Annotated in this window: 24 protein-coding genes; 16 read left to right on the top strand and 8 right to left on the bottom strand. The window is 64.2% G+C overall.

Annotated features, from left to right (window positions below):
* Nucleotides 1-83: 83 nt before the first annotated feature.
* The 4 genes from F561_RS0110780 to F561_RS0110765 form a co-directional block, all read right to left on the bottom strand.
* On the bottom strand, nucleotides 84-1,184 hold the full coding sequence (locus F561_RS0110780) for a LysM peptidoglycan-binding domain-containing M23 family metallopeptidase (RefSeq protein ID WP_019009978.1): 1,101 nt from the start codon (nucleotides 1,182-1,184) through the stop codon (nucleotides 84-86).
* A 206-nt stretch (nucleotides 1,185-1,390) separates the two neighbouring features.
* The gene (gene dtd / locus F561_RS0110775) at nucleotides 1,391-1,837 is read right to left on the bottom strand and encodes a D-aminoacyl-tRNA deacylase (protein WP_019009977.1); all 447 of its coding nucleotides are present in this window, start codon (nucleotides 1,835-1,837) and stop codon (nucleotides 1,391-1,393) included.
* Nucleotides 1,837-2,148: a DUF1844 domain-containing protein gene (locus F561_RS25260; RefSeq protein WP_019009976.1), complete on the bottom strand. Its 312-nt coding sequence runs from the start codon at nucleotides 2,146-2,148 to the stop codon at nucleotides 1,837-1,839. Before F561_RS25260 ends, dtd begins: the two co-directional genes overlap by 1 nt.
* Before the next feature lie 327 nt (nucleotides 2,149-2,475).
* Nucleotides 2,476-4,128 (bottom strand): S8 family peptidase, encoded by a 1,653-nt coding sequence (locus tag F561_RS0110765; RefSeq protein WP_019009975.1) that lies wholly within the window; start codon nucleotides 4,126-4,128, stop codon nucleotides 2,476-2,478.
* 318 nt (nucleotides 4,129-4,446) lie between these two features.
* Between F561_RS0110765 and F561_RS0110760 the strand changes: the two genes are divergently transcribed.
* The 6 genes from F561_RS0110760 to F561_RS0110735 all read left to right on the top strand — a co-directional run bounded on the left by F561_RS0110760 (nucleotide 4,447) and on the right by F561_RS0110735 (nucleotide 10,297).
* The gene (locus F561_RS0110760; RefSeq protein ID WP_157451771.1) at nucleotides 4,447-5,250 is read left to right on the top strand and encodes a MogA/MoaB family molybdenum cofactor biosynthesis protein; all 804 of its coding nucleotides are present in this window, start codon (nucleotides 4,447-4,449) and stop codon (nucleotides 5,248-5,250) included.
* Nucleotides 5,243-6,049 (top strand): hypothetical protein, encoded by an 807-nt coding sequence (locus F561_RS0110755; protein WP_245556491.1) that lies wholly within the window; start codon nucleotides 5,243-5,245, stop codon nucleotides 6,047-6,049. Before F561_RS0110760 ends, F561_RS0110755 begins: the two co-directional genes overlap by 8 nt.
* Nucleotides 6,050-6,282: 233 nt before the next feature.
* Nucleotides 6,283-7,386, top strand: coding sequence for a tRNA pseudouridine(13) synthase TruD (truD, locus tag F561_RS0110750; protein WP_051096889.1), 1,104 nt, complete (start codon nucleotides 6,283-6,285; stop codon nucleotides 7,384-7,386).
* Nucleotides 7,383-7,751, top strand: coding sequence for a hypothetical protein (locus F561_RS0110745; RefSeq protein ID WP_019009971.1), 369 nt, complete (start codon nucleotides 7,383-7,385; stop codon nucleotides 7,749-7,751). The genes truD and F561_RS0110745 overlap by 4 nt, the downstream gene beginning before the upstream one ends.
* Complete coding sequence (locus F561_RS25255; RefSeq protein ID WP_019009970.1) at nucleotides 7,748-8,293, top strand: DUF3293 domain-containing protein; 546 nt, start codon at nucleotides 7,748-7,750, stop codon at nucleotides 8,291-8,293. Before F561_RS0110745 ends, F561_RS25255 begins: the two co-directional genes overlap by 4 nt.
* A gap of 87 nt (nucleotides 8,294-8,380) precedes the next feature.
* Nucleotides 8,381-10,297 carry an AlbA family DNA-binding domain-containing protein gene (locus tag F561_RS0110735; protein WP_019009969.1) on the top strand — a complete coding sequence of 639 codons (1,917 nt, stop codon included), beginning with the start codon at nucleotides 8,381-8,383 and terminating at the stop codon, nucleotides 10,295-10,297.
* Nucleotides 10,298-10,462: 165 nt separating this feature from the next.
* Here the strand turns inward: F561_RS0110735 and F561_RS0110730 are convergent, their stop codons facing one another.
* Nucleotides 10,463-11,245, bottom strand: coding sequence for a methyltransferase domain-containing protein (locus tag F561_RS0110730; RefSeq protein WP_019009968.1), 783 nt, complete (start codon nucleotides 11,243-11,245; stop codon nucleotides 10,463-10,465).
* 144 nt (nucleotides 11,246-11,389) lie between these two features.
* On the opposite strand from F561_RS0110730, the gene F561_RS0110725 reads away from it, so the two are divergent.
* From F561_RS0110725 to F561_RS0110695, 7 genes are all read left to right on the top strand, one after another.
* A complete protein-coding gene (locus F561_RS0110725; RefSeq protein ID WP_157451769.1) occupies nucleotides 11,390-12,301 on the top strand; it encodes an HpcH/HpaI aldolase/citrate lyase family protein in 912 nt (303 codons plus the stop codon).
* Nucleotides 12,294-12,764 carry a MaoC family dehydratase gene (locus F561_RS0110720; protein WP_019009966.1) on the top strand — a complete coding sequence of 157 codons (471 nt, stop codon included), beginning with the start codon at nucleotides 12,294-12,296 and terminating at the stop codon, nucleotides 12,762-12,764. The genes F561_RS0110725 and F561_RS0110720 overlap by 8 nt, the downstream gene beginning before the upstream one ends.
* An 83-nt stretch (nucleotides 12,765-12,847) precedes the next feature.
* Nucleotides 12,848-13,621 (top strand): RluA family pseudouridine synthase, encoded by a 774-nt coding sequence (locus tag F561_RS0110715; protein WP_019009965.1) that lies wholly within the window; start codon nucleotides 12,848-12,850, stop codon nucleotides 13,619-13,621.
* 133 nt (nucleotides 13,622-13,754) lie between these two features.
* On the top strand, nucleotides 13,755-14,633 hold the full coding sequence (locus tag F561_RS0110710) for an alpha/beta fold hydrolase (protein WP_019009964.1): 879 nt from the start codon (nucleotides 13,755-13,757) through the stop codon (nucleotides 14,631-14,633).
* Nucleotides 14,634-14,912: 279 nt separating this feature from the next.
* On the top strand, nucleotides 14,913-15,437 hold the full coding sequence (locus tag F561_RS0110705; protein WP_019009963.1) for an SHOCT domain-containing protein: 525 nt from the start codon (nucleotides 14,913-14,915) through the stop codon (nucleotides 15,435-15,437).
* 503 nt (nucleotides 15,438-15,940) lie between these two features.
* The gene (locus F561_RS0110700) at nucleotides 15,941-16,618 is read left to right on the top strand and encodes a response regulator (protein ID WP_040380444.1); all 678 of its coding nucleotides are present in this window, start codon (nucleotides 15,941-15,943) and stop codon (nucleotides 16,616-16,618) included.
* A gap of 88 nt (nucleotides 16,619-16,706) precedes the next feature.
* A complete protein-coding gene (locus F561_RS0110695) occupies nucleotides 16,707-17,969 on the top strand; it encodes an ATP-binding protein (protein WP_019009961.1) in 1,263 nt (420 codons plus the stop codon).
* A gap of 31 nt (nucleotides 17,970-18,000) precedes the next feature.
* On the opposite strand, the gene F561_RS0110690 is transcribed toward F561_RS0110695, so the two are convergent.
* Together F561_RS0110690 and F561_RS0110685 are read right to left on the bottom strand one after the other, a co-directional pair.
* Nucleotides 18,001-19,569 (bottom strand): Rqc2 family fibronectin-binding protein, encoded by a 1,569-nt coding sequence (locus tag F561_RS0110690; protein WP_026298800.1) that lies wholly within the window; start codon nucleotides 19,567-19,569, stop codon nucleotides 18,001-18,003.
* A 197-nt stretch (nucleotides 19,570-19,766) separates the two neighbouring features.
* Nucleotides 19,767-22,361 carry a BamA/OMP85 family outer membrane protein gene (locus F561_RS0110685; protein WP_026298799.1) on the bottom strand — a complete coding sequence of 865 codons (2,595 nt, stop codon included), beginning with the start codon at nucleotides 22,359-22,361 and terminating at the stop codon, nucleotides 19,767-19,769.
* Between the two features lie 393 nt (nucleotides 22,362-22,754).
* Here F561_RS0110685 and F561_RS0110680 point away from each other — a divergent pair, with 393 nt between their 5' ends.
* From F561_RS0110680 to F561_RS0110670, 3 genes are all read left to right on the top strand, one after another.
* Nucleotides 22,755-23,423 carry a YggS family pyridoxal phosphate-dependent enzyme gene (locus F561_RS0110680; protein WP_019009958.1) on the top strand — a complete coding sequence of 223 codons (669 nt, stop codon included), beginning with the start codon at nucleotides 22,755-22,757 and terminating at the stop codon, nucleotides 23,421-23,423.
* Between the two features lie 27 nt (nucleotides 23,424-23,450).
* Nucleotides 23,451-24,200, top strand: coding sequence for a DivIVA domain-containing protein (locus F561_RS0110675; protein ID WP_019009957.1), 750 nt, complete (start codon nucleotides 23,451-23,453; stop codon nucleotides 24,198-24,200).
* A 163-nt stretch (nucleotides 24,201-24,363) separates the two neighbouring features.
* Entirely contained in the window at nucleotides 24,364-25,620 is a 1,257-nt protein-coding gene (locus F561_RS0110670) for a cytochrome P450 (protein ID WP_019009956.1), read from the top strand.
* Here the strand turns inward: F561_RS0110670 and F561_RS0110665 are convergent.
* Nucleotides 25,580-26,296 carry a tetratricopeptide repeat protein gene (locus F561_RS0110665; protein WP_019009955.1) on the bottom strand — a complete coding sequence of 239 codons (717 nt, stop codon included), beginning with the start codon at nucleotides 26,294-26,296 and terminating at the stop codon, nucleotides 25,580-25,582. The two genes, F561_RS0110670 and F561_RS0110665, sit on opposite strands and share 41 nt — an antisense overlap.
* Between the last annotated feature and the right edge of the window lie 39 nt (nucleotides 26,297-26,335).

Below are 26,335 nucleotides of genomic sequence, written 5' to 3'. Positions count from 1 at the left end.
TCCACGATCCACGATCCACGATCCACGATCCACGATCCACGATCCACGATCCACGGGTTTACAGGTTTACGATCCGCCGTCTTCTACCGGGGCCAGAGCCTGTTCATCCAGCCCGCCGGATTGGTCGCCTCTCCGCGCACGCGCACTTCCAGATGCAGATGCGGCCCCGCACTCAGGCCGGTGGTGCCCACCTCGCCCAATTTCTGGCCGCGCACCACTTTCTGACCCGCTTTGACCAGCAGGCGGCTCTGGTGAAAGTACATGCTGACCACGCCCGCGCCGTGATCGATGACCACCAGATTGCCGCGCACCGGATATTTTCCGGCGATGATCACCGTGCCGTCATTGACGGCCAGCACTGGCGTTCCGGTAGGGGCCGGATAATCGGTGCCGTAGTGGTAGGCCACCGGGCCGCCTGCAAGGTAGGTGCGGGGCTGCCCGAAACCCGAACTCGTGCCCCTCGTACTTGCCAGCGCCGGGGAAAAAGGCCGCGACCAGACCTGCGGCGTGCGGCGGGCATAGGCTTTTTCGACGGCGGCTTCCTCGGCGGCGCGGGCGGGGTCTTGCAGCTTGTTGGTCACGCTGACGGGCAAATTGAGGTGCTGAATCGGCTGGTCAAGTCCGGTCACTGGAATCTGTCCGCGCACGAGGTCGCCGCCCACGCTGACCTCATAGACCACCGGGGTCGTTTTGCCCAGTACCACGCGCCCCGGCACCAGATATTCACCCGCTGCGCCAATCGGCTTCAAAACCTCGTTGGGCCGCCGCACATCCTCACCGACCTCGCTGGGAAAACGCACGCTGGCCTGACCCGCACGCACCCCACTCAGCCGCAGCGTAAAGCCGTCGCCCATTCTGAGGCTGAACGGCGCACGCACCGCGACTCCGGGCAGGCTGGCCCCGGTGGTGGCAGGCAGGATTGGAGAGGTGGCCGGAGCCGAAGCGGGAGCGGGGGCAGCGGGCGCACTGCCTGACGAGGTGCCCGGCAGGGTCAACACCTGTCCCACTTCCAGCGCAGTGCTGCCGAGGCGGTTCAGGCGGGTCAATTCAGCCACAGTGGTGCCGTTGGTGCGGGCCACCGAATAGAGCGTGTCGCCCGCTTTCACGGTATAGGAAGCGGCTCCAGCAGCGCCGAGCAGCAACAGGGAGACGAGGAAGGCGCGGCCAAGGACACGGCGGGTCATGTCTGCATGTTAGGGGGCGAGGGTGAGTGCCGTGTGGAAGGCATGAGAGCAGAGCGTTTCAGACAGGCTCAGTTCCGTGACCGCACACCAGCAGTTCCACTGACTGCACATTCATGGCGTCCGCCGTCTGTGCTGTTGCCTCCACTCCTCCAGAGCTTTTCAGGGCCGCCCTGATTGGGTTCCAAGAGTCTCAACTGTCCAGTGTTCTACCAGTCTGCCGTATCCAGAATCAGCGTGACCGGGCCGTCATTGATCAGGTCAAGCACCATATGTGCCCCGAACACCCCTTCCTGCACCTCCACCCCGTGTGAGCGCAGGGCCTGATTGAATTCGGCGTACAGTTCGCGGGCATGATCCGGCGCGGCGGCCCCGCTGAAGCCCGGACGGTTGCCCCGGCGTGTGTCGGCGTAGAGGGTGAATTGGCTGATGCTCAGAACTGCGCCGCCAACCTCAGCCAACGCCAGATTCATCTTGCCCGCCGTATCGTTGAAAACCCGCAATTTGACAATTTTCTGGGCCAAAGCCACCGCCGTTGCCTGCGTATCACTGGGGGCCACGCCCAGCAGCACCATGAATCCGGCCCCCACCTGGCCCGTGATCTGGCCCTCTACCGTGCAGGTGGCCCGAGTCACCCTTTGCAGTACGGCCCGCATCAGTTCCCGCTGTTCGGCCCACCAAACATCGGAAGTTCGGTCGGCGGCGCGGGCTGCTCGTCCAGGCGGGCGCGGAGGCTGCCAATAGCTCCGGTCAACAGGTCAGCTTCGGTGAAGTCCAGATTTCCACGGGTTTTTTCGGCCAGCATGGTCAGCAGCTTCAGGCTGCGCTCGGCGGTCTGACGGGCGCGGGACTGATCAAGCAGGCCGTCGCGGGCGGCACTGGCGGTGGCGGCATTCAGATCGCCCAGCGCGGCTTCGGCTGTGGCCTGAAGGCTGTTGACAAGACCGACGAATTCGGGATGAGGCATAGCAGGCAGTCTAGAGCATGGAAAAAATGCCAGGGGACGGGTCGCAAAGACACCGGGCAGGGTTGCCACTTCAGGCCAACGGCGCTTTTTCATTCCATACAGCACAGCCAAAAATTCGGAACGATGGATCGGTCACCATATTCCGAACTTTTTTCCTGCTTCTACGTTGGCTTTCGGCCCTGCTCGGGACTCCATCACGCTTCTTGCGCTGATGCCTGATACAGATTCGGATGGAAAGCTATGCATTTTGGCTTTCCATCCGAGCAGACCTGAAGAGCGAGCATCAAAGAGTACGGGCTGCCAATGGAGCGCCGTGTACCTTCTGGATCAGCGGGTTTCGGTCAGGGTGAACTTGCCGCCCACAGAGTAAGCATAGACGCGCCAGCGGTAGCGTCCGGCGGGCAAGGTCTGACTGATGGTTTCGGTGTTGCTGGTGCTGTCGGCAGCATATTTCGGATTCCAGGTCGTGCCGCTCAGCTGTTCCAGAAACAGGTCGAAGTCGGTACCGCTCGGCCCCACCAGGACGCCTTTGAGGGTGCCGCCTGCAAAATCGAAGTAGCCGGGGGTCGTGGGCTGATAGCTGCTGGCCTTGTTTGCCAGGGTGCCGCTGTAGACGGTGGTTGTGGGCGTGGGCGCAGGCGTGACGGTGGTGCTGCCCGTATAGAGCAGCCGGTTGGGCGTGTTGCTCCCGCTGGGCAGGTTGCTGACCTTGCCGCTGGTGGCGTTGGCAAGCAGCGCCGCCTTGACCTGCGCCGGGGTAAAGGTGGGATTGGCGGCCAGAATCAGGGCCGCTGCGCCCGCGACGTGGGGGGCGGCCATACTGGTTCCCTGGTCTTGCTTGGTCGTCGCGCTGGTGGCCGATCCGCTCAGGCCATTGGTATAGGTGCTGAGCACGTCGTGACCGGGGGCGAACAGGCTGACGCAGCGGCCATAGTTGCTGCCGAGGGGTTTGTTGGCGTCTCCGCTCCGGTAGAGCCAGTCGGTCGCGTCGGGTCGCCGGTCAGTGGGAGTGGTCGCCCCTACAGCGATGGCTCCCGAGGCACTGGCGGGGGTGCTGGTGCAGGCATCCAGATTCCAGTTGCCCGCCGAGACCACCACCACGAGGCCCTTGCTGACGGCATTGTTCACGGCGTCATCGACCACCTGTTCTACACTGCCCTTCCAGGTCGAAGAGTCGCCAAAGTTGGAGCTGAGATTGACCACAGCTGGCCCGGTTTTGTTCTTGATGATCCAGTTCAGGCCGTCGATGATGGTCTGCGCCGAGCCAGTGCCATTACAGTTGCTCATCTTCACGGCGACCAGCTTGATACCTTTGGCGACCCCGTAGGTGCTGCTGCCCACCGACCCCGCGACGTGTGTGCCGTGCCCGTAGCAGTCGTAGTCTTTGCTGTCACCTAGACTCGGATCGTTTTTGACGACGTTGACTCCCCAGGTCGCCCGCCCACCGAAATCGGGATGGGTGGTCAGAATGCCGCTGTCGAGGATATAGGCCGTGACGTTGCTGGCCGTGGTGCTGTAGGTATAGCTGCTGTTCAGAGGCAGGCTGCGCTGATCGAGGCGGTCGAGATCCCAACCCGCCGACGACTGCACCGCGCTGGTGTGGGACAGGACATTCTGCGCGACGTACTTGACGCGTGGGTCGGCGCGGAGCTGTGCCAGCGCGGAGGCACTCAGCTTTGCGGCAAACCCGCTGAGAGCTTCGGTGTAGACCGTATTGACTGTGACTGCCTGAGGATCGAGGCCCAGCGACTGCACGAGGCCGCCCGCACTCTGAGCCGACAAAGCCGCTCCTGGGTTGCCCTCCTTGAACACCACGATGTATTGCCCCGGAATGGCATTGGCCTGATCCGCTCCCAGCAGAGGGGCCAGAGCTTCTACCGGCCCCGGTAAGGCGGCAGGCTGATCGACTTGCTGCGTTCCACACGCGGTCAGGAGAGCCGTAAGCAATGCTGTACCCAGAAAAAGACTGTTTTTCGGCATAAAGAAACTCCTCCAATCATCTGCGGCGGCGAGGCATTTGGACGTAATTCATTCAATGTTCATTAGGACTTGATTGAAGTATTAGCACGCTCCTGACCACCTGGGCGTTAAAAAATCGGCAGTTCAGGGCAGCCCCCCCAATCGGGCGGAGGGAGAAAAGAGATCCGGTCGCACCTTGATTGACCCGGCGGAATTGACGTACAGGGCAGGCGACCTCCCAGCAGGTTCACCGCCTGCCCCTCCCCTAGGCAAAAACACTGAACCAAGCGTAAGCCTGTGCCTGTGCGGATGGCCGGGGCGGGAAGTATCGTATGGGCTATGCCGGATTCGAGCCGCCCGCCCACTGCTTTCCCTCTGACCAGATCGGCTGCCGAGCTGTCTGCGGCGACAGAAGAAACCAGGTCGGGCACTCCTTCTGCGGCTTCCGGGCCGCTGGGTCCGGTCTCACCGGGTGCAGTTTCACTGGGTACAGGCCTACTGGGAAAGACCGCCCACCATGTCGCGGCGGCGTCTGCGTCCGTGCGGGTGGCCGTGTTGATCATCAGCGATACACGCACGCCTGAAACCGACACCAGCGGTCAGTACCTGCTGGCCGAGTTGCGGACGCAGGGGCATCAGGTCACGTCCTACCGGATCGTCAAGGACGACGCTGTGGAAATCCGCGCCGCACTGGTGGCCTTCGTGCGCGAGGCGACCATCGTGATCAGCAGCGGCGGCACGGGCATCACCGGGCGCGACGTGACCATTCCGGTGGTGGAATCGCTGATTACCAAGCCTATTCCTGGCTTTGGCGAGCTGTTCCGAATGCTGTCCTATGCACAGGTGGGCGGCGCGGCCATGCTGTCGCGGGCCGTGGCGGGCCTGTGCCGGGGCGCGGTCATCTTTGCCCTGCCCGGTAGCCTGAATGCCGTGACCACCGCCTGGGAAGGGCTGCTGAAATCCGAACTTCCGCATCTGGCCTTCGAGGTCACGCGGCACGGGCAACCCGGCGTGACCGATCTGGGGGGGGCCAGACCTGCGGGCGGCGCGGCAGCAGGAAATACAGGAACTTCTTCCAAGCCCGCAGCGACAAAAACGCCGGAGCTTGGGCGGCACACACCGGGAGGCGGTCACGGTGGCTAACCTGGAGGGACTCGGAGGATTTCTGGCAGGTTTGACGCCCATCACGCGGGTATCGGGGGCGTTCGCGGTCGTGATCCTGCTGCTGGCGGCCTACTGGCTGCTGAGGGTAGGACGCGAGGCGCAGCGGGGGCTGGTGCCGCGTGCAGCGTGGTGGAGTGTGCCGGGACTGGCAATGCTGCTGTTTGCGCCGGTGCTGGACGTGCCCGCGCTGTTCGGGATCGGTGCGGCCATTCTGCTGATCTCCGAATTCTGGCCGGGAGCCTTTGCCTTTGCCGACCGCAAGCCGGGCGCGGCATGGCCGCTGGTCAGTCTGCTGTTGGGTGCCGCCCTGACTCTGGGTATCGTGCGTGCCCCAGAGATAGAAAGCGGGGCAGTGGGCGCGGCCCTGATGCTGCTGCTGGCCGGAGCAGGCGGGCTGATCTCATCGGTGCTCTATCCGGCTGCTCCCGCCCGGACTCCCGGCTTCGGCGTGCGCTGGCAGGCGGTGCAGTCGCCCGAACTTCCCGACCTGACCGTGACCCTGACCGAACACGGCGCACAACTGCGCAACGTGTCGCGCCGCACCCTCAATCTGGCCGGATGGTCGCCCGCCAGTGTCAACGGCTGGCTGCGTCTGCGCGATGAGGGCGGGCATCCCCTGAACACCCTGAGAGCGGGCCAGACTGCATTTTTGCCCCTAGACGGGCAGGAATCCGGTGTACGCGTCTGGTACGTGGCAGGCAACACCTCCGGTACCCCGCTGCTGTTCCGGGCCGACTGGACGCCGCGCGTGCATGCCAATTACCGGGTACTGAACTGAGCCTGGCCCTCTGGCAGTACCTGTCCTCTGTCAAGGGCTGTCAGTGGCAAGCCGACAACGCAGACAGAAGGGGCTGTACAGCATGATTCAGAAGGGCTGACAGAACACCCATAATCCACAGCCCAAACCCTCATCCGGTCAGGATTTATCACAGCGTTGCCCCCAGTGGGGGCCTACCTTGCCCCCACCGTTCTCATAACTGTGGGGAGGTCGGCGCGTATGGTGGGCCAATCGTGAGTTTGGTGTTTGACTGGTCGGCGCTCTGGGCATCTACAGCAGGGCAAGGTACGGGGGGGACGCTCCGCCGCGTGCCAGAAGACTTCCGTGTCGATGAAGTGCCCGCCTATCTGCCTTCGGGCGAGGGCGACCATCTGTTTGTGCGGCTGGAAAAAACGGGCCACACCACGGCTCATCTGCTGCGCGAGCTGACGGCCCATCTGGGGGTTCGTGACCGTGATGTGGGGGTTGCCGGACTCAAGGACCGCCATGCCGTGACCTCACAGTGGATCAGTCTGCCCGGAAAAGTGGAGCGGCGGCTGGAATCGTTTGCCATGGAAGGCGTGCGCGTGCTGGAAACGGCGCGGCACGGCAACAAACTGGCAATGGGGCACCTGCACGGCAACCGCTTTGTGGTGCGGGTGCGCGATGCGGCAGGCACCGCCGCCGAAGCAGAGGCCACCCTCAGTCTTCTGACACGAGTGGGCGTTCCCAATTATTTTGGTCCACAGCGGTTTGGACTGGGGGGCCTGAACGCCGAAGAGGGTCTGCGCGTGCTGCGCGGTGAATCCAAGATCAAAGACCCTCGCGTGCGCCGTTTTCTGACCACCAGCGTGCAGAGTATGGTCTTCAACCGCTTTCTGAGTTTGCGGCTGGAGCGCGGACTGTTTGCAACGCTGATTGCGGGCGATATGGCTAAAAAGCACGATACGGGCGGCGTTTTTCTGGTCGAAGACGCGGACGCCGAGAGGAGCCGCGCCGAACGGGGTGAGGTCAGCGCCACCGGAACTCTGTTTGGCAAGAAGGTCAAACCCCTGACACTGGCCGCAGGAGAGCTGGAGGCCGAAGCTCTGGCTGCTTTTGATCTGACGCCCAGCGTGTTTGCCTCGCGCAGAGGGGATCGCCGCCTGACACGGATTTTTTTGCAGGACGCCCAAATCACCCCCGAAGAAGACGGGTTTACGGCGGCGTTCACGCTTCCCAAGGGCAGTTTCGCCACCAGCGTGCTGCGCGAGATCATGAAAGTGGAGATCGATACGGTGGACCTGCTGGAGTTGCCCGAGGATGCCGATGACGAAACGGCTCTGCATAGCGCCCCAGCGGACGAGGGAGACGCATGAAAACCACCCTGCTGATGTTGATTTTGTTGCTCGGTTCCGCTCTGGCCCTGCAACTGCCCAGCGCGACCCTCAGCCTGCGCCCTTCTTTTGCGGGCGCGGTGCTGGAAGGCCGGATCGCCTCTGCGCGTGCCGACGAACTGCTGGGCGTCTGGAGCGGTGCTGGCCGCGCCCGCCTCCTGAAATGTACCCCGCGCTGCATGGTCGTCGATGCCATTCCGGTCAGCGGCACCGTGCTGATGAATGCCGATTCTGCCTACCGGGTGGCCCTGGGAGGCTCCTTCAAGGCAGGACAGAAATTGATTCTGGTGCTCAAATTTCGCGATCAGAAGATCCTGAATGTGAATGCCACCGTCGCCCGACCATGAGTGAGCAGCACAGGGCCATTCCGTTTGCTGCACCGGAGCCGGATCAGACGTTGCGGGCGGCATTTCTGAGTGCCACCTACGGCCCGGCCTGGCAGCGCTTTCGTCTCAGATCCGAGTTGGAGGGCCAACACACCGCTGAAGACTCGGAAGGATCGGAGCCGGGCTGGGCTGCTGGTGTGCGCTCCTGGGTGATTATCACGGCTTGGAATCCTGGCGGGCAGATTCAGACGGAGTGGGACAACGCCGAGGCCCACCAACGCCTGCTGGCACGCGTGGGCCGCGCTGGACTGGTGCCCACCCTGGCGGTCAACGGCGACGACCAGTGGCGCGAAACAGCCCTGATTCTGCCGGGAGCCAGCCTGCGCGACGGCCTTCGCCTGGGCCGCGAATTTGGTCAGGCAGCCGTGTTGTACGGCGTGGGCAGGCGGGTGGCGCTGGTCTGGCTGGGCACGGATCGGCGGAAAGTAGACAGAGGAGGCGTAGACCGACGCCGTGGGCAGAGGTGCCGTGTAGAACGGTACTGGATGCAGACTGTTGGGTAGTAGGGAGAAGCGCTGAGCCTCAGCCCAACGTCTACTCAGTAGCTGCACGGCCCCAACATCGGCCTTCAACGCGTATACTCTGCGTTTGTGACTGCCGACAGCGGGGCCGAACGTGCCCAGAATGCCATTTCTCCGCTTGGAGTCCTGCCTCCGGCGGGGCCGTCCTGCGTGCATCTGCCCCTGAACGTGACGCCGCAGGAATTGGCCCGCTACGCCGTGGGCCTCGCCAATGCACGGGGCGGCACGCTGCTGGTGGGCGTGGATGCCCTCGCGGGCGGCGCAGAGGCGGTCCGGGATGCGGGCGAACTGCATCCCCTGATGGTCACGCACGCCATTTTCGAGCTGTCGGGCGGGCGGCTGACCGTGAACGTGCAGCATCACCGCCTGCCGGGGGGCGCGAGGGTGCTGGCCGTGTTCGTGCCGCAAGCGCCCTACGTGCTGGCCGCGCCCGATGGAGCCGTGATCGCGTGGGACGGCGCACATCTGGTCCCCGTGACCCCCGCCGAAGCCGAGCCGGTAGCCGACCGGGATTACACCGCCACCGTGCCGCCTGACGCGAGCCTGGCCGACCTCGATCCGGCAGAAGTGGCCCGCCTGCGCGGACTGGGACGCCGGGGCAGCGCGTCCAACCTGCCCGATCTGGACTTTTTGCAGGAACTGGGGCTGCTGATTCCCAGCGGCGGAGCGCTGCGGCCCACGCTGGCGGGCATCCTGTTGGCGGGCACTCCGGCGGCGCTGCGGGCGCATCTGCCTCAGGCCGAGGTCTGCTTTTATCATCACTCCAGCACCGACGTGGAATTTCAGTTCCGGGAAGACCTGTTGCGGCCCATTCCGGCCCTGCTGACCCGGCTGGCCGAACTGATTCAGGCCCGCAACCGCTTTACGCCCGTACAGGTGGGCCTCTTCCGAATCGAGGTCTGGGATCAGGATGAATCGGTGTACCGCGAAGCCCTGCTGAATGCCCTGACCCACCGCGACTACACCCTGCGCGACGCCGTGCATGTACACCATTACCCTGACCGACTGGAGATCATGAATCCGGGCGGGCTGCCGGGGGGCATCACACCGGGCAATATCCTGCGCCACCAGCCCAAGCGCCGCAATCCTCTGCTGGCCGAAGTTCTGGCAAAACTGGGCCTCGTGGAGCGGGCAGGCGTGGGCGTGGACAAGATGTACGGCCTGATGCTGCGCCACGGCAAAGAGCCGCCCGAGTTCACGACCTACCCCGACGCCGTGACGCTGGCCCTGCACTCACCGGGCTTCGACGCCGACTTTGTGCGTTTTGTGGCCCGCAAGCAAGAAGAGATGCAGACCCTGTCGCTGGATATGCTGATCGTGCTGAGCCTGCTGGCCCGCGAAGGCGAGGCGACCCGCGCCACCCTGGCCCGCGCCCTGCAACTGGCCGAGGACCGCACGCCGAGGCTGCTGCGCGGCATGGAAGAACACGCCCTGATCGAGCGGGCAGGCGTGGGGCGCGGCATCGCCTACATCCTGAGCGCCGAGGTTCGGGCCGCGCTGGGCAAACCGGGAGCGTCTGCACCCAGCAGACCAGCGGCCCCTCAGACGGCTCCCAGCCAGCCTGTTTTTAGCCCAGAAGTGCCGCAAGAGCCTACGCCCCCGGCACACCCTGTCGGGCAGGGCGCTGGAGAAGTGCAGGCGTGGGCCGAAGCTCTGGCCTCCGCCATCCGCGCCGCCGCGCCTGCCCAGATTCCTACGCTGCCGCCCGAGCCAGACGAGGCCCAGCCTCTCCCCCATTCTGCGCCTCCTGCACGCGCTGCCCGCGCTCCCACGCCCACCCAGACCGACGGCCCTTCTGCTGCCGAGGTGAGGGCCGTGGCTCTGGCTCTGGCCCGCGAGCAGGGCAGCGTCAGAAACGTGGAACTCCGCGCCGCCTGTGCCCTGACGCCGCAGCAATCTTGGCGCGTGCTGCGGCGACTGGTACAAGACGGGCTGCTGCAAAAGCGCGGGCTGGGCAAGCGGGACGCGGCCTACGTGCTGGCGTAAGGGGCTGAGTGTGGGGCGACAGAACCCCCCCGTTGCTAACGCAACGCCCCCCTTGAGGGGAGGACAAGGGCTTTTGCGCTCCCCTTAAGGGAGGCTGACTGCGAAGCAGACTGGGGGGTTGTGTGACCCACCTCGGCCAGAATCAATAACTCACAGCCTTCCCTCTCACCCCTTCCGAGCCACCACGAACACGCGCCGGAACGGAAAGGGTGTGCCGTAGTCCTGAACCGGATAGGCCCGTGCCAACTCTGAGCCGTATTCGGCCAGAAATTCGGCGGCTTCTGCCCCGTCCAGTTGCGCCAGCACGGGCCTCAGCGCCGTTCCTTTCACCCATTCCAGCACCGCGTTTGCGCCGTCTGGGAGTGCGGGAAGCAGATGCAGATAGGTCGTTTCCCAGGCGTTGACCGTGAAGCCGAGGGGAGCGAGAAGCGCGGTGTACTGGGCGGGGCCGAACGCGCCCAGTGTGGCCTTATCGCGGGACTCGGCCTGAAGGTTGGCCCAGCGTGGGCGGCTCAGCACTTCGGCCAGCAGGATATGGCTGGGGGCCTCAAAATTGCCCGGAACCTGAAAGGCGAACGTACCGCCAGCCGCCACGAGTCCGGCCAGACGCGGAATGAGGCGGGCGTGGTCGTCTACCCACTGCAAAGCCGCGTTGCTGAACAGCACCTCCAGCGGCGCGGCGGATTGCCACTCGCGTAGATCGGCCTGCTGGAAAGTCAGGTTGGGGCCAGCATAGGCGGCCTTGCTCAGCATTTCCGCGCTGCTGTCGAGGCCCAGTACCGTTGCCTCCGGCCAGCGCTTTGCCAGAGCTGCCGTGAGATGGCCTGTGCCGCAGCCCAGATCAGCCACAGTATGCGGCGGTGTCTGGGGCTGCACCTGCGCCAGCAAGTCAAAGAAGGGCCGATCCCGCTCCTGTTGAAACTGAAGGTATTGCTGCGGATTCCACATGAATCGAGCTTAGGATTCTGGGCAGAAGGGTGCTTGGTACTACTCTAGAGACAACAACTGCCAGCTTTTGCCGATGCTTTTGGGCCGTACACTACCTCTCATGCTCTATGTAACAAACGTTTGTTCCACCTGCCCGGAGAAACTGTGAATCCGGCGCTGACCCGCCCGCGCAGCGTGCTGTTTGCACCCGGCAACCGCGCCGATCTGATGGCGAAACTGCCCCGCAGCGGGCCGGACGCGGTGGTTCTGGACCTTGAAGACGCTGTACCCAACACGCCCGAAGCCAAAGCAGAGGCCCGGACGATGACGCGGGACGCGGCGCGGGACCTGGTGGCCGCCTTTCCCAGACTGAATGTCTTTGTGCGGATCAATGCGCTCCACTCGGCGTACTTTGCCGACGATCTGCACGCCCTGACCCCCGAACTGGCGGGCGTGGTGGTGCCCAAACTGGAATCGGGGGCCGAGGCGCAGGCGGTAGAGGCGGCACTGGCGGAACACGGGCTGAACCTGCCCATCATGGCGGGGCTGGAAACGGCACTGGGCGTGTGGCACGCGCACGACATCATGGACGTGCCTGCGGTGCTGTGGGCCTACTTCGGGGCAGAGGATTACACCACCGACCTCGGCGGCACGCGCCTGTCAGAGCCGTCTCAGACGCCCAATCTGGAGGTTCTGTATGCCCGTTCTCGGGTGGCCCTGGCGGCGCGGGTGGCGGGTGTTCCGGCGCTGGACATTGTGGTCACGCGGCTGAACGACGACGCGGCCTTCTCGGTGGATGCCGCACAGGGGCGGGCGCTGGGCTATGCGGGCAAGCTGTGTATTCATCCGGCGCAGGTGCCGCTCTGTCACGGTATTTTTGGCCCCACGCCCGCCGACACCGCCCGCGCCCGCCGCCTGCTGGACGCCGCCCACGCCGCTGCCGAGGCCGGACGGGGCGTGATGACCTTTGAAGGCCAGATGATCGACGAACCGATGCTTGCCAAAGCCCGCGCCCTGATCGCGCAGGCAGAGGCCGCCCAGACTGAGGCCGTACACGAAGAGGCACGCCATGAATGAAGACCTGAACCGCCCGCAGGGTCGCTACTTTGAAGAACTGACCCCCGGCACGCTGATTCGTCACCGCATCACGCGCACCATCACCGAGGCGGACAACGTATTTTTTACGACCATGACCATGAATCCGCAGCCGCTGCATCTGGATCACGAGTACGCGGCGGGCACCGAATTTGGTCGGCCTTTGGTGAACAGCCTGCTGACCCTGAGCCTGCTGGTGGGCCTGAGCGTGCATGAGCTGACGCTGGGCACGCTGATCGCCAACCTCGGCCTGACCGATGTGGTCTTTCCGCGCCCCGTGTTTCACGGCGACACCATCCACGCCGAATCGGAAGTGCTGGAGGCCCGCGCCAGTGGCAGCCGCCCCGACGCCGGAATCGTGACGGTAGAGCACCGGGCCATCAATCAACGTGGGGAAGTGGTGGCGCGGTGCAAACGAACGGCGCTGATGCAGAAAAGAAAGTGATTTAAGGAGAGAAAGTGACTTGGGGGTGCGGGGAGGAAAGGCGGTCACTGCGCCGACGCCTCCCCCCTGCTAGCCTGCGCCTGATGTCCGTCCTGCCCCTGCTTCCGCCCACCGAAAAGCCCCGAATCATCGTGGAGCATCCTGATTTTTATGTGGTGCACAAACCTGCGCTGTGGCTGACACATGCGGTTCGGGCGCGGGTAGAAGTGCCGGACGTGCTGAGCTACATGCAGGCGGCCACGGGCGAAAGCATTCTCGCGCCGCCGCACCGCCTTGACCGGGAAACCAGCGGCGCACAGCTTCTAACCCGCGATACCGACGCCGCCCGCAAGTTTTTCACCCTGTTCAAGACGCATCTGGTGGGCAAAACCTACCTTGCCATCGTACACGGCACGCCCGATTGGGAGCGGCGCACGCTGGATGCCCCGCTGGGTGAACTGGGACTGGGGGGCCGCAACAAGATCGTGATCCGGCAGGCGGTGATCCCGGACGGCAGGCCCGCCATCACCGATTTCCGCGTGCTGGAGCGGCGCGGCGGCCACAGCCTGATCGAAGCGTACCCACGTTCGGGGCGGCTGCACCAGATTCGGGCGCACCTCTCTCATCTGGGGTTGCCGATGGTGGGCGACAAGATCTATGGCCGCGACCCCGACGCCTTTCTGGAGTTTATGGAAACCGGGCAAACGCCAGAGCTGACCACCAGATTGGGGCTGGCACGTCAGGCCCTGCACGCCGCCCGCATCGCCTTTCCGTGGGATGGAGCGCAGTTCAGCGCAGAATTGCCGCTGGCTCCCGATTTGCAGGCGTACTGGGACGGGCTTCAGGCATCCGTGCCTAAATCATTTGACATCGAATAACCCACCAACCAGCTTGGCCTTCGCTTGAGACGGCGTGAAGCAGGCATTCAGAGGGGGGAAAGCCTTTCTTGAAACTCGGCAGTAGGCGCGGAATGCCGGTCTAGAGTGCCTCCAGTCCTACGGAGGCACCCACATGAACCGCAACATCAAAACAATGCTGGCCCTAACGACCGCCCTTGCTCTGGCCGCTCCCGCCGGAGCACAGACCATTGCCGACAAAGGCACCGTGAACGTGAACGGTGCGAAAGTGTTTTACAAGGCGACTGGCAGCGGCCAACCCCTGATTCTCATTCACGGCTACCCGCTCAGCGGCGAACTGTTCAAGAACAACCGCGCCGCTCTCGCCAAAAACTTCCGTGTGATTACGGTCGATTTGCCTGGATTCGGTAGCAGCACCACCACCAGCCGTGAGGCCAGCATCGAGAACTACGCCAAAACCATGCTGGCCTTTATGGACGCCGTAAAGATCGACAAGGCCATCGTGGGCGGCATGAGCATGGGCGGCATGACCCTGCTGCAAATGTACAAGCAGGCTCCTGAACGCTTTAAGGGCCTGATTTTCATTGACACCACCGCCGACGCCGCTGGCCCCGCCGAAGCGGCCAACTGGCGCGGCACCGCACAGCAGGCCGAAATGATGGGAGTCTCCAGCCTCGTGCCCGCCCTGCTGCCCCGCATGCTGACGGGCAAGAGCCGGATGGAGATGCCCAATCAGGTGGAATTCCTGAGCGGCCTGATCAAGCAGGCCAGCCTGAACGGAGCCATCGGCGGCGCGAATGCTCTGGCCGCCCGTCCCGACGCCAACCCCATCCTGCCCACCATCGGCGTGCCGACCCTGCTGGTGTTCGGCGTGGAAGACAACGTAACGCCCATCGAGCTTGCCATGAAGATGCAGAAAGGGATCGTGGGCAGCAAACTGGTGCTGATTCCCGGTGCAGGCCACGCCGCCACCTTCGAGAAAGCCGCTGCCGCTTCTGCCGCCATGCTGGACTGGGCCAAGACGGTCCGCTAAAAAGGCATGCTGTAATAACAACGTGCTGGACAGGGCTGGAGCGCTGAGGCGTTCCGGCTCTTTTTTGTTGCCAGCGCCACAGCTCCCAACAGCTTGACTGGCTCCCGCACCTCTGCCACAACCTACGGCCTACAACCCACAACCACAGCCCAATTCACACTGCATTCACATTCGCTCCTCCTGCCCTTCACGCGGGTCGCCGTACCTTCTATTCACGCAAGGGGACAGGCCCCACGCACCACACAGAAGGACGCGCAGCAGCGCGAGGGAGCAACTCACATGGACGTCATCATCAACAACGCTACACCCGCACAGATCACCGCTCAGCCCGCCCAGACCTACGCTCCTGTTCAGGGGATGCCCTACGGCTACGGCCCACAGGCATACCAGCCCTACGGACACCACGACGGCCCCGGCTTCGGCTTTTTCGCCCTGCTGGGACTCGGTATCTTCCTGGTTGCCCGCGCCCGCCGCAAGCGCCAGATGTGGCGGCACCGCATGGGCAAAAGTGGGATGGGCAGAGGCGGCATGAGCAGCGGCCCACACAGCTTGGCCGGAGCAGGCGCAGACTGGGGCAAACCGGACATGGACAGGTCGGAGATGGCCGACGAATGGCGCGAGAACTTCCGGCGCGGCAAACAGAAGTTTTTTAGCGACGGCGCACTGGCAATTGCCCGCGAACGCTACGCCAAGGGCGAGATCAACGCCGACGAATACCAGCAGCTCACCAAAACCCTGCTGGGCGACGGCGGCGCGGCAGACAAGGCCGCCGAACCGAAAGCCGATGCAGATAAACTGATCTGAACTTGATAGCCGCAACGCAGTAGATTTGAGGGCCGAGGGTCTGCGGGGCTAAAAACCCGGCGGCTCTCGGCCCCTCTTATTGATCCCTGTTGGGCTGAGTATCGTTCCGGCGGAGGCATAATACGGATTCCGATTAAACACCGTGCTTTTCGGTGTTTAATTCGAGCGGAGCGAGTAGGAAAAAGTACGGATTCCGGGAGATGGACGGACAGGCGGTGGGGTTCCGACTGTACGGGAATCATACGGAATCCGTATAACCCCCCAGTCGGCTTCGCCGCCAGCCCCCCTTAGAGGGGAGCACAAAAGCGCCCTTGTCCTCCCCTCTCCTGCGGACTCGTAGAGCTGCGGAGCAGAGCTTTGCAAGTCTAAGGGGGGGCGTTGCGCCAGCAACGGGGGGGGTCACCTTCCAAGCCTGCAAGCTGTTCCCCACCCCTGCAAGACTCCAGACCCTTAGACTGCTGTATTCCCACACTGCCCACACCCGCCGCAAAGGAGCCGCGCCCATGTCTAGCACCATATTGATCGTAGAAGATGAAGTGCGGCTGGCCGACATTCTGGAAGAATATTTGCGGCGAGAAGGCTTTCATACCGAACGGGCCGCCACCGGGCCGCGTGCGCTGGAGTTATGGCGTTCGGCGCGGCCTGCGCTGATGCTGCTGGACCTGATGCTGCCCGGAATGGACGGCCTGGAGGTGGCGCGGCGGGTGCGGGCCGAATCCGGGCTGCCCATCATCATGCTGACGGCGCGGGATGAGGAAGTGGACCGGCTTGTTGGGCTGGGCATCGGCGCGGATGATTATGTGGTCAAGCCGTACAGCCCGCGTGAAGTGGTGGCGCGGGTGCGGGCGGTGCTGCGGCGGGCCGGAGGCGGGGTAGACGTGCCCACGCTGCTGCACGTCGGCCCCCTCAGTGTGGACACGGCAGCCTTTGAAGTCCGGCTGGACGGCACACCTCTGGAAGTCACGGTGGCCGAGGTGCGCCTGCTGGCAGCGCTGGCGCGGGAGCCGGGGGTGGTCAGGTCGCGCACCGAACTCTTGGCGGCGCTGGGCGGGCTAGACCGGGGCACCGATGAGCGGGCGGTGGATGCCCACGTCAAGAATCTGCGGCGCAAGCTGGGCCAGCGCGAACACTTACTGGACACCGTGCGCGGCGTGGGCTACCGCCTGAAATCGGAAGGATAGGTGGCCCGTGAAGTCTCCCCAACCGCAACCCCCCAAGCAGCCACTTCGCCCGGACTGGTCCCAAAGGCAGGGCTGGGAGGGCCATTCGTTGGAAACCACCCTGCGCCAACGACATCACCTGAACAAACAGCGCCGCAAGAGTCGCAAACGCAACCGCAGTGGCCTGCGCTCTCGCCTGACTCGCAGCTTTGCCCTGGTGGCGGTGCTGGCGGTTGTCCTGACGACCTTTGCCACCGTAGACGCGGCCTTCCGGGTGATCGCCAAACTGAACCCGGAATTGGGCCTGACCTCTGACACGAACGGATACTCTGTTGGTTTCCAGTGGTCGTGGCCGGAGGTAGATCCACAGGCAGACCCCGCTGCACCTGCTTCGGCAGAGGCAGCTTCTACGCTGGCCCAGCGGCGGGAACTGGTTCGCAGCGCCTCTGCCGACATCACGCGCAGCGCCATCAGATCGGCGTTTCTGAGTGCGCTGCTGGCAGTGATGGTGGCGGCATTCCTGACGCGGCAACTGACCCGGCCACTGGGGAGGCTGGTGGTGGGGGCACAGCGGCTTCAGGCTGGAGAACGGGAATTACAGTTGCCCATACCGCGCCGCCAGGACGAACTGCGTGACCTCACGGCGGCCTTCAACGACCTGACCACCAGCCTGGCCCGGCAGGAGGCGTGGCGGCGCGGGCTGATCGCGGATGTGGCCCACGATCTCCGCACCCCGCTGGCCGTATTGCGCTCCGAAATAGAGGCCATGCAGGACGGCGTGCAGCCCACCGACGCCGCCGCCCTGAGCCGCCTCCACAGCGAGGTGTTGCTGCTGGCCCGTCTGGTCACTGACCTGCGCCTGCTGTCTCTGGCCGAAAGTGGGGCGCTGAGTCTCAAGCCTGTACCGCTGGACGGCAGCCAGATGCTACACGCGCTGGCCGATGCCTATGCCAACCGTGCAGCGAGCGCGGGCGTGATGCTGGAGGTGGTGGCCCCGCATCCCGCCCCCCTGATGGCCGACCCAGACCGCCTGACCCAGACCCTCCGCAACATTCTGGACAATGCCCTGCGCTACGCCGCGCCCGGTGCAGTCACTCTCAGCGCCCACTCAGACGGCCCCCGAACCTGCCTGATCATCCGCGATCATGGCCCCGGCTTTCGCCCCGACGACCTTTCACGGGCCTTCGAGCGTTTTTACCGCGCCGATGCCAGCCGCACCCGCGATCCTCAGGGACGTGCCAGCAGCGGCCTCGGGCTTGCCATTGCCCGCGCCCTCACCGAAGCGCAGGGGGGAACCATCGAGGCCCGCAACCATCCGCAGGGCGGCGCAGAATTTACGCTGACTTTCCCGGTGCGAGGGGATGCCTCCTGACGGTCATAGGCTGTGGACCCGCGTCCAAAACCTACGCCTCTTCCGGCATCGTTCCTTCCACCCATACCGTTTTCTGATCGGTGTAATGCACCTGTCCGGCGGGCGCACCCTTGGGCCGCCAGACGTGCTTGATACGGGTGTAATCCACCGGAACATTCCCGCCGCCGCGTGCCTTGCTGTGGGCAGCGGCGAGGCGGGCGGCATACAGAATGTCGGGCAGATCCAGCTCGCGCCCGCCACTTCTGACCAGTACATGACTGCCGGGATAGCCCTGCACATGAAACCAGAAATCCATGCTGCGCCCCAACCGGTGCGTCAGGGCGGCGTTTTCTTTGTTGTTGCGGCCAATCAGAACTTCCAGACCGCTGGGCGTGGTGTAGCGTGAACCATACGGGCTACGTTCGGGTTTTTCGCTTTGCAGGGTGGCGCTGAGGGCTTCCAGATCTTCCAGAGAGGCGTGATCGAGTTGCGCGACCCGCTCTGTGGCAGCCTCCAGTTCGGCCCGCAAGGTGGGTTCGCGCTCGGCCAGGCGCTCGTACACGTCTTCGCGGCGGCGGGCGCGGGTATAGCGTTTTTCGGCGTTCTGCACGGCACTGAGCTGGGGTTCGAGGGCCACCGGAACTTCACCGCTGCCGTCGAAGGCAGGCAGCAGCACGCTGGCACTGCCCGCAGGCACGGTATAAGCATAGGCCATCAGCAGATCGGCCTCGGTGCGGTCCTGGGCGGCCACCTCCAGCCCCGCCTCGGCGCGGGTCACGTCGGCCAGTTGATGGCTCAGCAGGGTCACGCGCTTGTCCAGCGGTTCGCGCAGCACCTTGCGGAGGGCCGCCGTTTTGTCGCTGCGGGCCGCCTCGCGTGCGCCGCCCTGCATCACACCTTCGCTGACGGTGGGGTCGGACACGATGGAGGCCAGCGCCGCCAACGCTTCTGGCAAGCCCTGTTCGCCGGGGGCCTGATCCATTGGCAACCCGGTGCGGCGGGCCAGTTCTGCGCCCAGCAGCAGGCCCAGCCCGTCTATCCGGTCACGCCATTTGCCGATGGGCACACTGGCGAGGCTCGCGGCGTCTTCGGCAGACAGCGCACGCGGATCGAGTTTCTGGTAGGGCGGCGGCGGCGTGTAGATGCCCCCCGTGCGAACCGTGCGAAAGCGGTTGCGGCTGTTGGTGATCTCGCGGGCAGCCAGCACGATGCGGCCCTCAAACGGCTCGCCTCCCTCCGGCGCGGCGTCCAGCACCAGCAGGTTGGCATTCCGGCCCGTGACTTCAAACAGCAGGCGGCTGGGCACCTGATCCACAAACCCCGATTCGCCCGAAAAATGCAGCACCAGCACGCGGTCCAGCTTGAGTTGTTCTGCACCCAGCAGGTCGCCGCGTACCCGGTTGGCCAGAAACCGTTGAAAGCCGTTGCGGGGATCGCCGCGCAGCCGCTCCCGGCTGATAAACACCACTGGTTGCGGTGGGCGGTAAGACAGTACCAGATTGCCCACGCCTTCCAGCAGCAGGGCCGCCGTAGTTTCGTCGGGAAAGGCCCAGCCCAGCGTTCTGAGCGGCAAGTTGGGTGCAAGCTCCCGCAGCACCCGCGCCAGCATCAGCCCTTCCACAGCAGACACCTCCAGCGGTTGGGCAGACAGGCCAAGACGGAAAAAATGATCATGGGAGCCATGCTAGCGCCCAGCCCCGCACGGAACCTATCGGCCATCCGGCGCAGGGGGCAAACCTGAGCAACACGAAAGGCACAAGCCGGAGCCTGTGCCTGATGAAATGTCAGCTTGCGGGTGCCCGCAAAACGGAGGGTTGTTTAGAAGAAGTTGCCGATACGGAAGTAGAAGCGTCCGTTGTTGTCCTGGGGGCTGTAGCCATAATCGAAGCGCAGGTTGGCGAGGCGTGCGCCGTTGAAGCCCACATTGACCTGCACGCCCGCGCCAATGCCGTATTTCAGGCTGAAGGTTTCGCCCGTACTCCAGGCGTCGCCAGCGTCGGCAAATACGACGCCGTACACGCCTTCTGTGACGGCAGTATTGAAGTTGAAGTCGTAGCGGTACTCGCCGCTAGCCGTGAAGTAGTTGGTGCCGAATTCAGAGCTGTCGGCCAGGCCACGAATCTGCTTGGACGCCACCGGGGTACTGCCGCCGCCCACCGTGAAACCTGTGCCCGTCGGGGTGGTGCCCAGAATGGTGCCTGCATTGGCCCGGACGGCGAGGACCGAACGCGCGGCCTGAACTCCGTTGCCCTTGTCGATGGTGCCGCCCACACCGAAGTAGGTGCTGGCTCCGGTTTCGATGTCTGTCCAGCCCACGGGCGTTTCGCCGGAGCGCCCGAAGGAGTAGGCCGGGTCAAGGTTGGCCCGCACGCCGCTGCTGGGGAATTCGGGGTTGTTGGTGGTGTCGTAGCGCAGGCCCAGATTCACGCGGGTCGTGAGGTTGGTGGGAGACAGGAGCGCCGTTGCAACTGCGTCATCCTTGTATTTGTCGACAGAGACGACGTCATCGGTCTGCACCGGCTCCAAGAAGTAGGTGCGGTAGTTGAGGCCCACGCCCGCGCTGATGCCCAGCGCAGAAGTGATGTTGCGGCCTGCCGAGACGCTGAAGCCCGTGGTACGAATGGTGTAGTCGCGGTCGGTGTCGTAACTCTTGTCTTTCAGGGCCTCGTTGGACTTGTCGACCAAAGTATTGTTGCCCGACACACTGGTTCCCACGTTGGCCGATACGCTGGTGCGGTTGGTGCGGAAATCCGCGAAGTCCAGATCGAGCCAAGGAATGGTGTATGACACGTTGCCCACGAGGTTCTGCCCGGCCTGGTTCTGCTGGGCACCCCCCGAGATGCTGAAGTTGTGGCCGAGTCCGAACACGTTGGGGTTGCTGTAAGAGGCGTCGCCTGCCAGGCCCGACACCGTATCGTAGGCCAGGCCGAGGCTCACGGGAATACCGCTGCTGGCTTCGGCCAAGGTCAGCACGTAGGTAATGTTTTCGGGGGTTTCAGGATCGCTGGTGGCCGATTCGCCCACGATGGTCACGTAGCCCAGACGGCTGATGTTGCCCAGGGCGGCGCGGATTTCCGGCAGGGAGAACGGGCGGTTCACGGCGGGCAGTTCGCGCAGAATCACGCGGTCCTGGGTGCGCTGGTTGCCCTGCCACTTCAGGTCGTAGCCCACGATCTTCACTTCGCGGGTATTGAAGGTCAGCGTGCCGTTTTCAAAGGTCACGGCGTCGCGGGTGCTGATCTCATAGCCAGCCTTGCGGTAGGCGTCGCGCACGGCGAGGAAATCCTGCTGGGCCAGTTGCGGGCTGTAAACGTCGCCGACCTTGGTGCTGATGGCCGCCTGAAGCGTGGCAGTGGGAACCAGCGTATTGCCCGCAAACACGACAGCCTTGACGGGGCCGCTGGCGATATCTGCCGCCCCGAACAGCACCGTGACGCGGGAAGGATCGCTGGGGTCGGGTTGCAGGCCAAAGCCCACGGGTTTGCCCGTCTGGTTGGACAGGGTACGCACATCGGCCTGAATGCCTGCCAGCGTGAGGGGCTGGCCCACACGGGACTGCAAGGTCACTTTCGGATCGCCCAGATCGCTGAGGTCGAGGGCGGAGATGCGGCCTTCCAGAGCGCGGATTTTGAGCACGCCGTTTTCCAGGCTGCTGCCCTGCGCGTCTGCACCTGCCTGCAGGTATCCGGCAGCGTCGTAGGCCTGCTGAAGCTGCTGAATGGCCGCAAAGTAGGCTGTCGGCGTAAATTTCTTGGCGTCGTAGAGGGGTTTGAAGATGGCAGTGACGGTGGCGGCGGGCAGCAGCGACACGTTTTCCACTTCTACGCGCTTGATGGGCGCAGTTTCATCGACCACGAAGGTCAGGGCCACCGTATTGTCGGCGTTGACCTTCTGGGTCACGCTGATGCTGGGGGCAAAGGGATAGCCTTCGCTGCTGTAGTTCTGGGCGAGGGCTTCTTTGGCCTGATCGAGCCGCTGAGAGTTCAGGGTCGCGCCAGGAGCCACGTTCAGCAGATCGGCCACGCTCGCCTTGAAACCGTCGGCGGGCAGGAAGGTCAGGCCAGTGGTCTCCACCGTGGAAATGGTGGGGTTGGGCGTTACCGTGATGGAGAGGGTGTCGCGCCCGCCCACGGTACGGAGTTCAGCCACCGCAGACTTGAAGTAGCCGCTGGCCACGACTTCCTGCTCGACCTGACGCAGATTGACGCTGGACAGGGCCGCGCCGGGCTGGGTGGTCAGGGTGGCCCGCACAAAGTTGGCGAGCAGTTCGGTGGTGCCTGTGACGGTGATGTCCTGCACGGTTCCGGCCTGCTGAGTCTGTACGGGCGTGGTCGCGGGCGCTTGTTGGGCGTGGGCCAGTGCCGGAGCAACCAGCAGCATTGTCGTCACGGCAAGAGTCATGGGGTGTCGCATTCTTCTCCTAGTGTCGCACAGGCCCGCGAGAGTCCGCCCCGTGCAGTGAGAATTCTCTGAACATCTGGCTCAGAAATAAGTTTCACCGCAGCAGAACGTGGGCCTGACGACGCACTGAGCTACACCTTCCCGGTTGGGCTGCTGAGAAGCGTGAAGATTCCTTGACGGTAAGATCAGAAAGCAGGCTGGGAGAGCCTGCCCAACCGGGGGGGCAGACTTGAGAAGGCACCCTCGACAGTCCAGAATGCCTTCATGCCACAGTCATCCGTCGATCTGAGAGCGCCGTCCGTCAGGGGCGTGGGGGTTCATGGCTCATAGCAACACCAGTGCACGCTGGATAACGCCCGATCTCTGTCGCACTTCCGGGCTGCCCTGCAACGTGCCGGGGTCGCCATGAGCGTTCCGGAAGTGCTGGCCCATCTACGGGCGCTGGAGGCCGAAACCGGACGGCAGCCCGGCAGTGTGCGTCTGGTCGCCGTAACCAAGGGGCAGCCCGTGGAGGCCATTCGGGAGCGCGTGCTGGCTTACGGCGAACACACACTTGGAGAAGGCCGCGCCCAGGAACTGCGCGACAAGGCAGCGGAACTGTCCGGCCTGGAGACAGGGCCAACCGGGACCGAATGGCCTGGTGTCGAGTGGCACTTCATCGGGACGTTGCAGCGCAACAAGGTCAAGTACCTGAAACCCGTGACGCTGGTTCACGGCATAGAGGAGGTCTGGCAGGCCGAAGCCATCGCGCAGGCTGCCGAGGGCTGGGGGCGTGCGCCCGATCTGCTGCTTCAGCTTCATAATGGAGAAGAACAGAAACATGGTGTCAGGCCGGAGCAATTGAGTGCCGTCTACCATCAGGTGATGCAGACTGGACTGAAGGTACGGGGCCTGATGGTCATGGCCCCTGACGATGCCGACGAGCAGGCGACCCTGCGCCTGTTTGAAGACACGGCCCGCCGCGCCCATGATCTGGGCCTGCCTGAGCTGAGCATGGGCATGAGTGACGATTATCCGCAGGCGGTGCGGGCCGGGGCCACGTTGGTCAGGGTCGGCAGGAGGTTATTTCTATGACGAGGTTCTTTGCATGAGGTCAGGACTATGAAGTTATCTCCACTCGATATCCGTCACCGTGAGTTTCCGGGCAAGTTCGGGGGCTATGACCGCCTCAGCGTGCGCCAGTTTTTGACCGATGTGGCCGAAGAACTGGAAGGCCTGTTGCAGGAGCGCCAGGCTATGCAGGAACGCACGCAGGAGCTGGAACGCCGCATAGAAGAAATGAAGCAGCAGGAAGACGACATTCGCCGGACACTGGTGGCTGCCGAGCGCATGGGCCACGACCTGCGCGAAACAGCAGCCCGTGAAAGCGAGGTGATTCTGGCCCAGGCCAACACCTTCCGCGACGCCATTCACAACGACGCGCAGAGCCGCAGCACCGAGCTGGAAGCAGCTCACCAGAGCCGCATCAGTGCGCTGGAACTGGCCTTCCGGAGCCGTTTTGCCGACCTGGAGCGCGAGCAACACCAGTTGATCCTGGAGCGAGAGCGGGCACAGGCCGAACGAATGAACGCGCTGGAGCGCACCTTTTCCGATCGTCACAGCGACCTGACAGCGCGGCTGGCAAGTGCCCGGCAGGAGTACGCCCAGTTTCTCAGCGGCTACCGCGCCCTGGTGTCGTCGTTCGGTGAACTCTCGTCCCGCCACGTCCTGCCCGAAGAAGCGGCCCCGCTGGAACGCCCGCCCCTGCCCACCACGCCGCTGCCGATGATCGAGCCGGGCCTGCCCGAATTGCCTGATCCAGTTCTGGAAGCCCACGAGCCGCCAAGGATTGAAGAACAGCAGTTTCTATAAAGGCGCTGAAAGACAGTACGTGGTCAGTAGAGGAAATAAGAAGAACGTCTGCTACGGGATGAGATCGTCCAGTAAAAGTCGGTCCTTCCTCTGCTACCAGCAGGCTGACAACCGTAGTTTCCTTTTACGGGTGCCCCCACCCCGCACCCGCTAGGCTACGGCCATGTCCCTGCCCACTCTGGCACTCCCACTGACCGACCCTGAGTTTGTGCGCGATCCGTACCCCCTGCTGGCCGAGGTACGCGAGCAGACTCCAGCCTTCCACGATCCGAACCTGAACCGGGTGTTTCTGACCCGGCACGCGGACATTTCGGCAGTGCTGAGAGACAAGCGCTTTGGCCGCAGCGTATTGCACCGCTATTCCCGCGATGAACTGGGCTGGCCGCTTCCCGATCCCCGGCAGGCCCATTTTGATGCCTTCAACGGCAACCATATGCTGGACAGCGAGGGCGAAAAACATGCCCGGTTGCGCTCGCTGGTCGGGCTGGCATTTACGCCCCGGCGGGTGGAAGGGCTGACGCAGCGCATAGGAACGCTGCTGACCGCGCAACTGGAAGGGTTGCGGGAAAGTGGACCGTTCGACCTCGTATCGGCCTACGCCGAGCCGCTGCCCGTGACGGTCATTGCCGAACTGCTGGGAGTGCCGGAAGCTGAACGGGGCAACCTGCGCCCCTGGTCGGCGGCCATTGTGCGGCTGTACGAACCCACCCATACGCCAGAAGATCAGGACGGAGCAGAACGGGCCGTGCTGGAATTTGGGGCCTTGCTGCGTGACCTGGCCGCCCAACGCCGCCGCGACCCGCAGGACGACCTGATTACCGCGCTGGTACAGGCCGAACAGGACGGAGACCGACTGACCGAGCAGGAGTTGATCGACACCTGTATTCTGCTACTGAACGCAGGTCATGAGGCCAGCGTCAACGGCCTATCGGCGGGCGTGCTGGCCCTGCTGAGGGACCGGGAGGCGGATGGCAACCTCTGGCAAACGCTGGTGCAGGCGGCCCCGCAGGAAAACAGTTTGCCCCTCTTTCGCCGCGCTGTAGAAGAACTGCTGCGTTTTGATACGCCGCTGCCCATGTTCGAGCGATTTGTCCTGGAAGACACCACACTCCACGGCGAGTCCCTGAAAGCAGGAGACAAGGTGGCCCTGCTGTATGCCAGCGGCAACCGCGATCCACGCCGTTTTGATGCTCCCGACAGCCTGAACCTGAACCGAGACCCCAATCCACATCTGACCTTCGGGCTGGGCAGTCATTATTGTCTCGGTGCGCCACTGGCCCGCCTGGAACTGGCCCTGAGCCTGCGTGCACTGTGCCGCAATCTGCCAGAACTGCGTCTGGCCCATGCAGATGCACCCGCCGAATATGTGGGCGGCTTCGTTATTCGCGGGCTGGCGCGGCTGGATGTGGTAACGCGCTGAACGCACGGAGCCAGCGCCCATCCAGCTCTCCCACCGAAGCTGCGGCATGGGCCTGCTCTTCTTGACCCAGTGCCCAGAGCGCCAGCACATGGGCAGGACTGCGGGGCACAGCACGGGCCAAAGCTTTCTCGGCGGTGCGGCGAGCTTTTTCGGTTCCACCCACTGCGGCCTGTACCTGTGCCAGCACTGCCAGTAAGTGCGGGTCAGCGGCCTCGCCTGCCATCTCAGCGACCTTCAGGCCCTCGGCCAGCGTTCTGAGAGCGGCGCGTGGATCGGTAGGCAGCAGGAGTTCTCCCAGCAGAGTCGCGGCGGCCACAAGCGCTCCCGCGTCGCCCCCTTCACGGGCCAGAGCGCGGGCATGGATGGCCTGTGCCTGTGCATTGGCCTCACCTTCCAGCGCCAGCAGGCGGGCCGACAGCAGCGCCACACGCGGCGAATCGGGCAATGGGGCCAGAATCTGGCGGGCGGCTTCGGTCTGACCCAGGCGCAGCAGAGCCGCCACACGGGTCAGAGGGTGGGTAGCCCACTGCGCCGCCAGGCTGGGTCGTCCCAGATGGAGGGCCAGTTCCGCACAGGCCTGGGCTTCTGCTGGTTCGGGCTGCAATTCAGACAGAACGGCCAGTGCGCCTACGTCATCGCCTGCGTTCAGGGCAGCCTGAAGGGCGGCCAGTGTCATGCCTCTCCCCCATCAGGTTGTGGAGGAATCCAAGGGTGA

The organism is Deinococcus aquatilis DSM 23025, assembly GCF_000378445.1.
Taxonomy (GTDB): domain Bacteria; phylum Deinococcota; class Deinococci; order Deinococcales; family Deinococcaceae; genus Deinococcus; species Deinococcus aquatilis.
The sequence above is the reverse complement of the archived record's forward strand: the minus strand, read 5'-3'. Positions and strand labels throughout refer to the sequence as shown.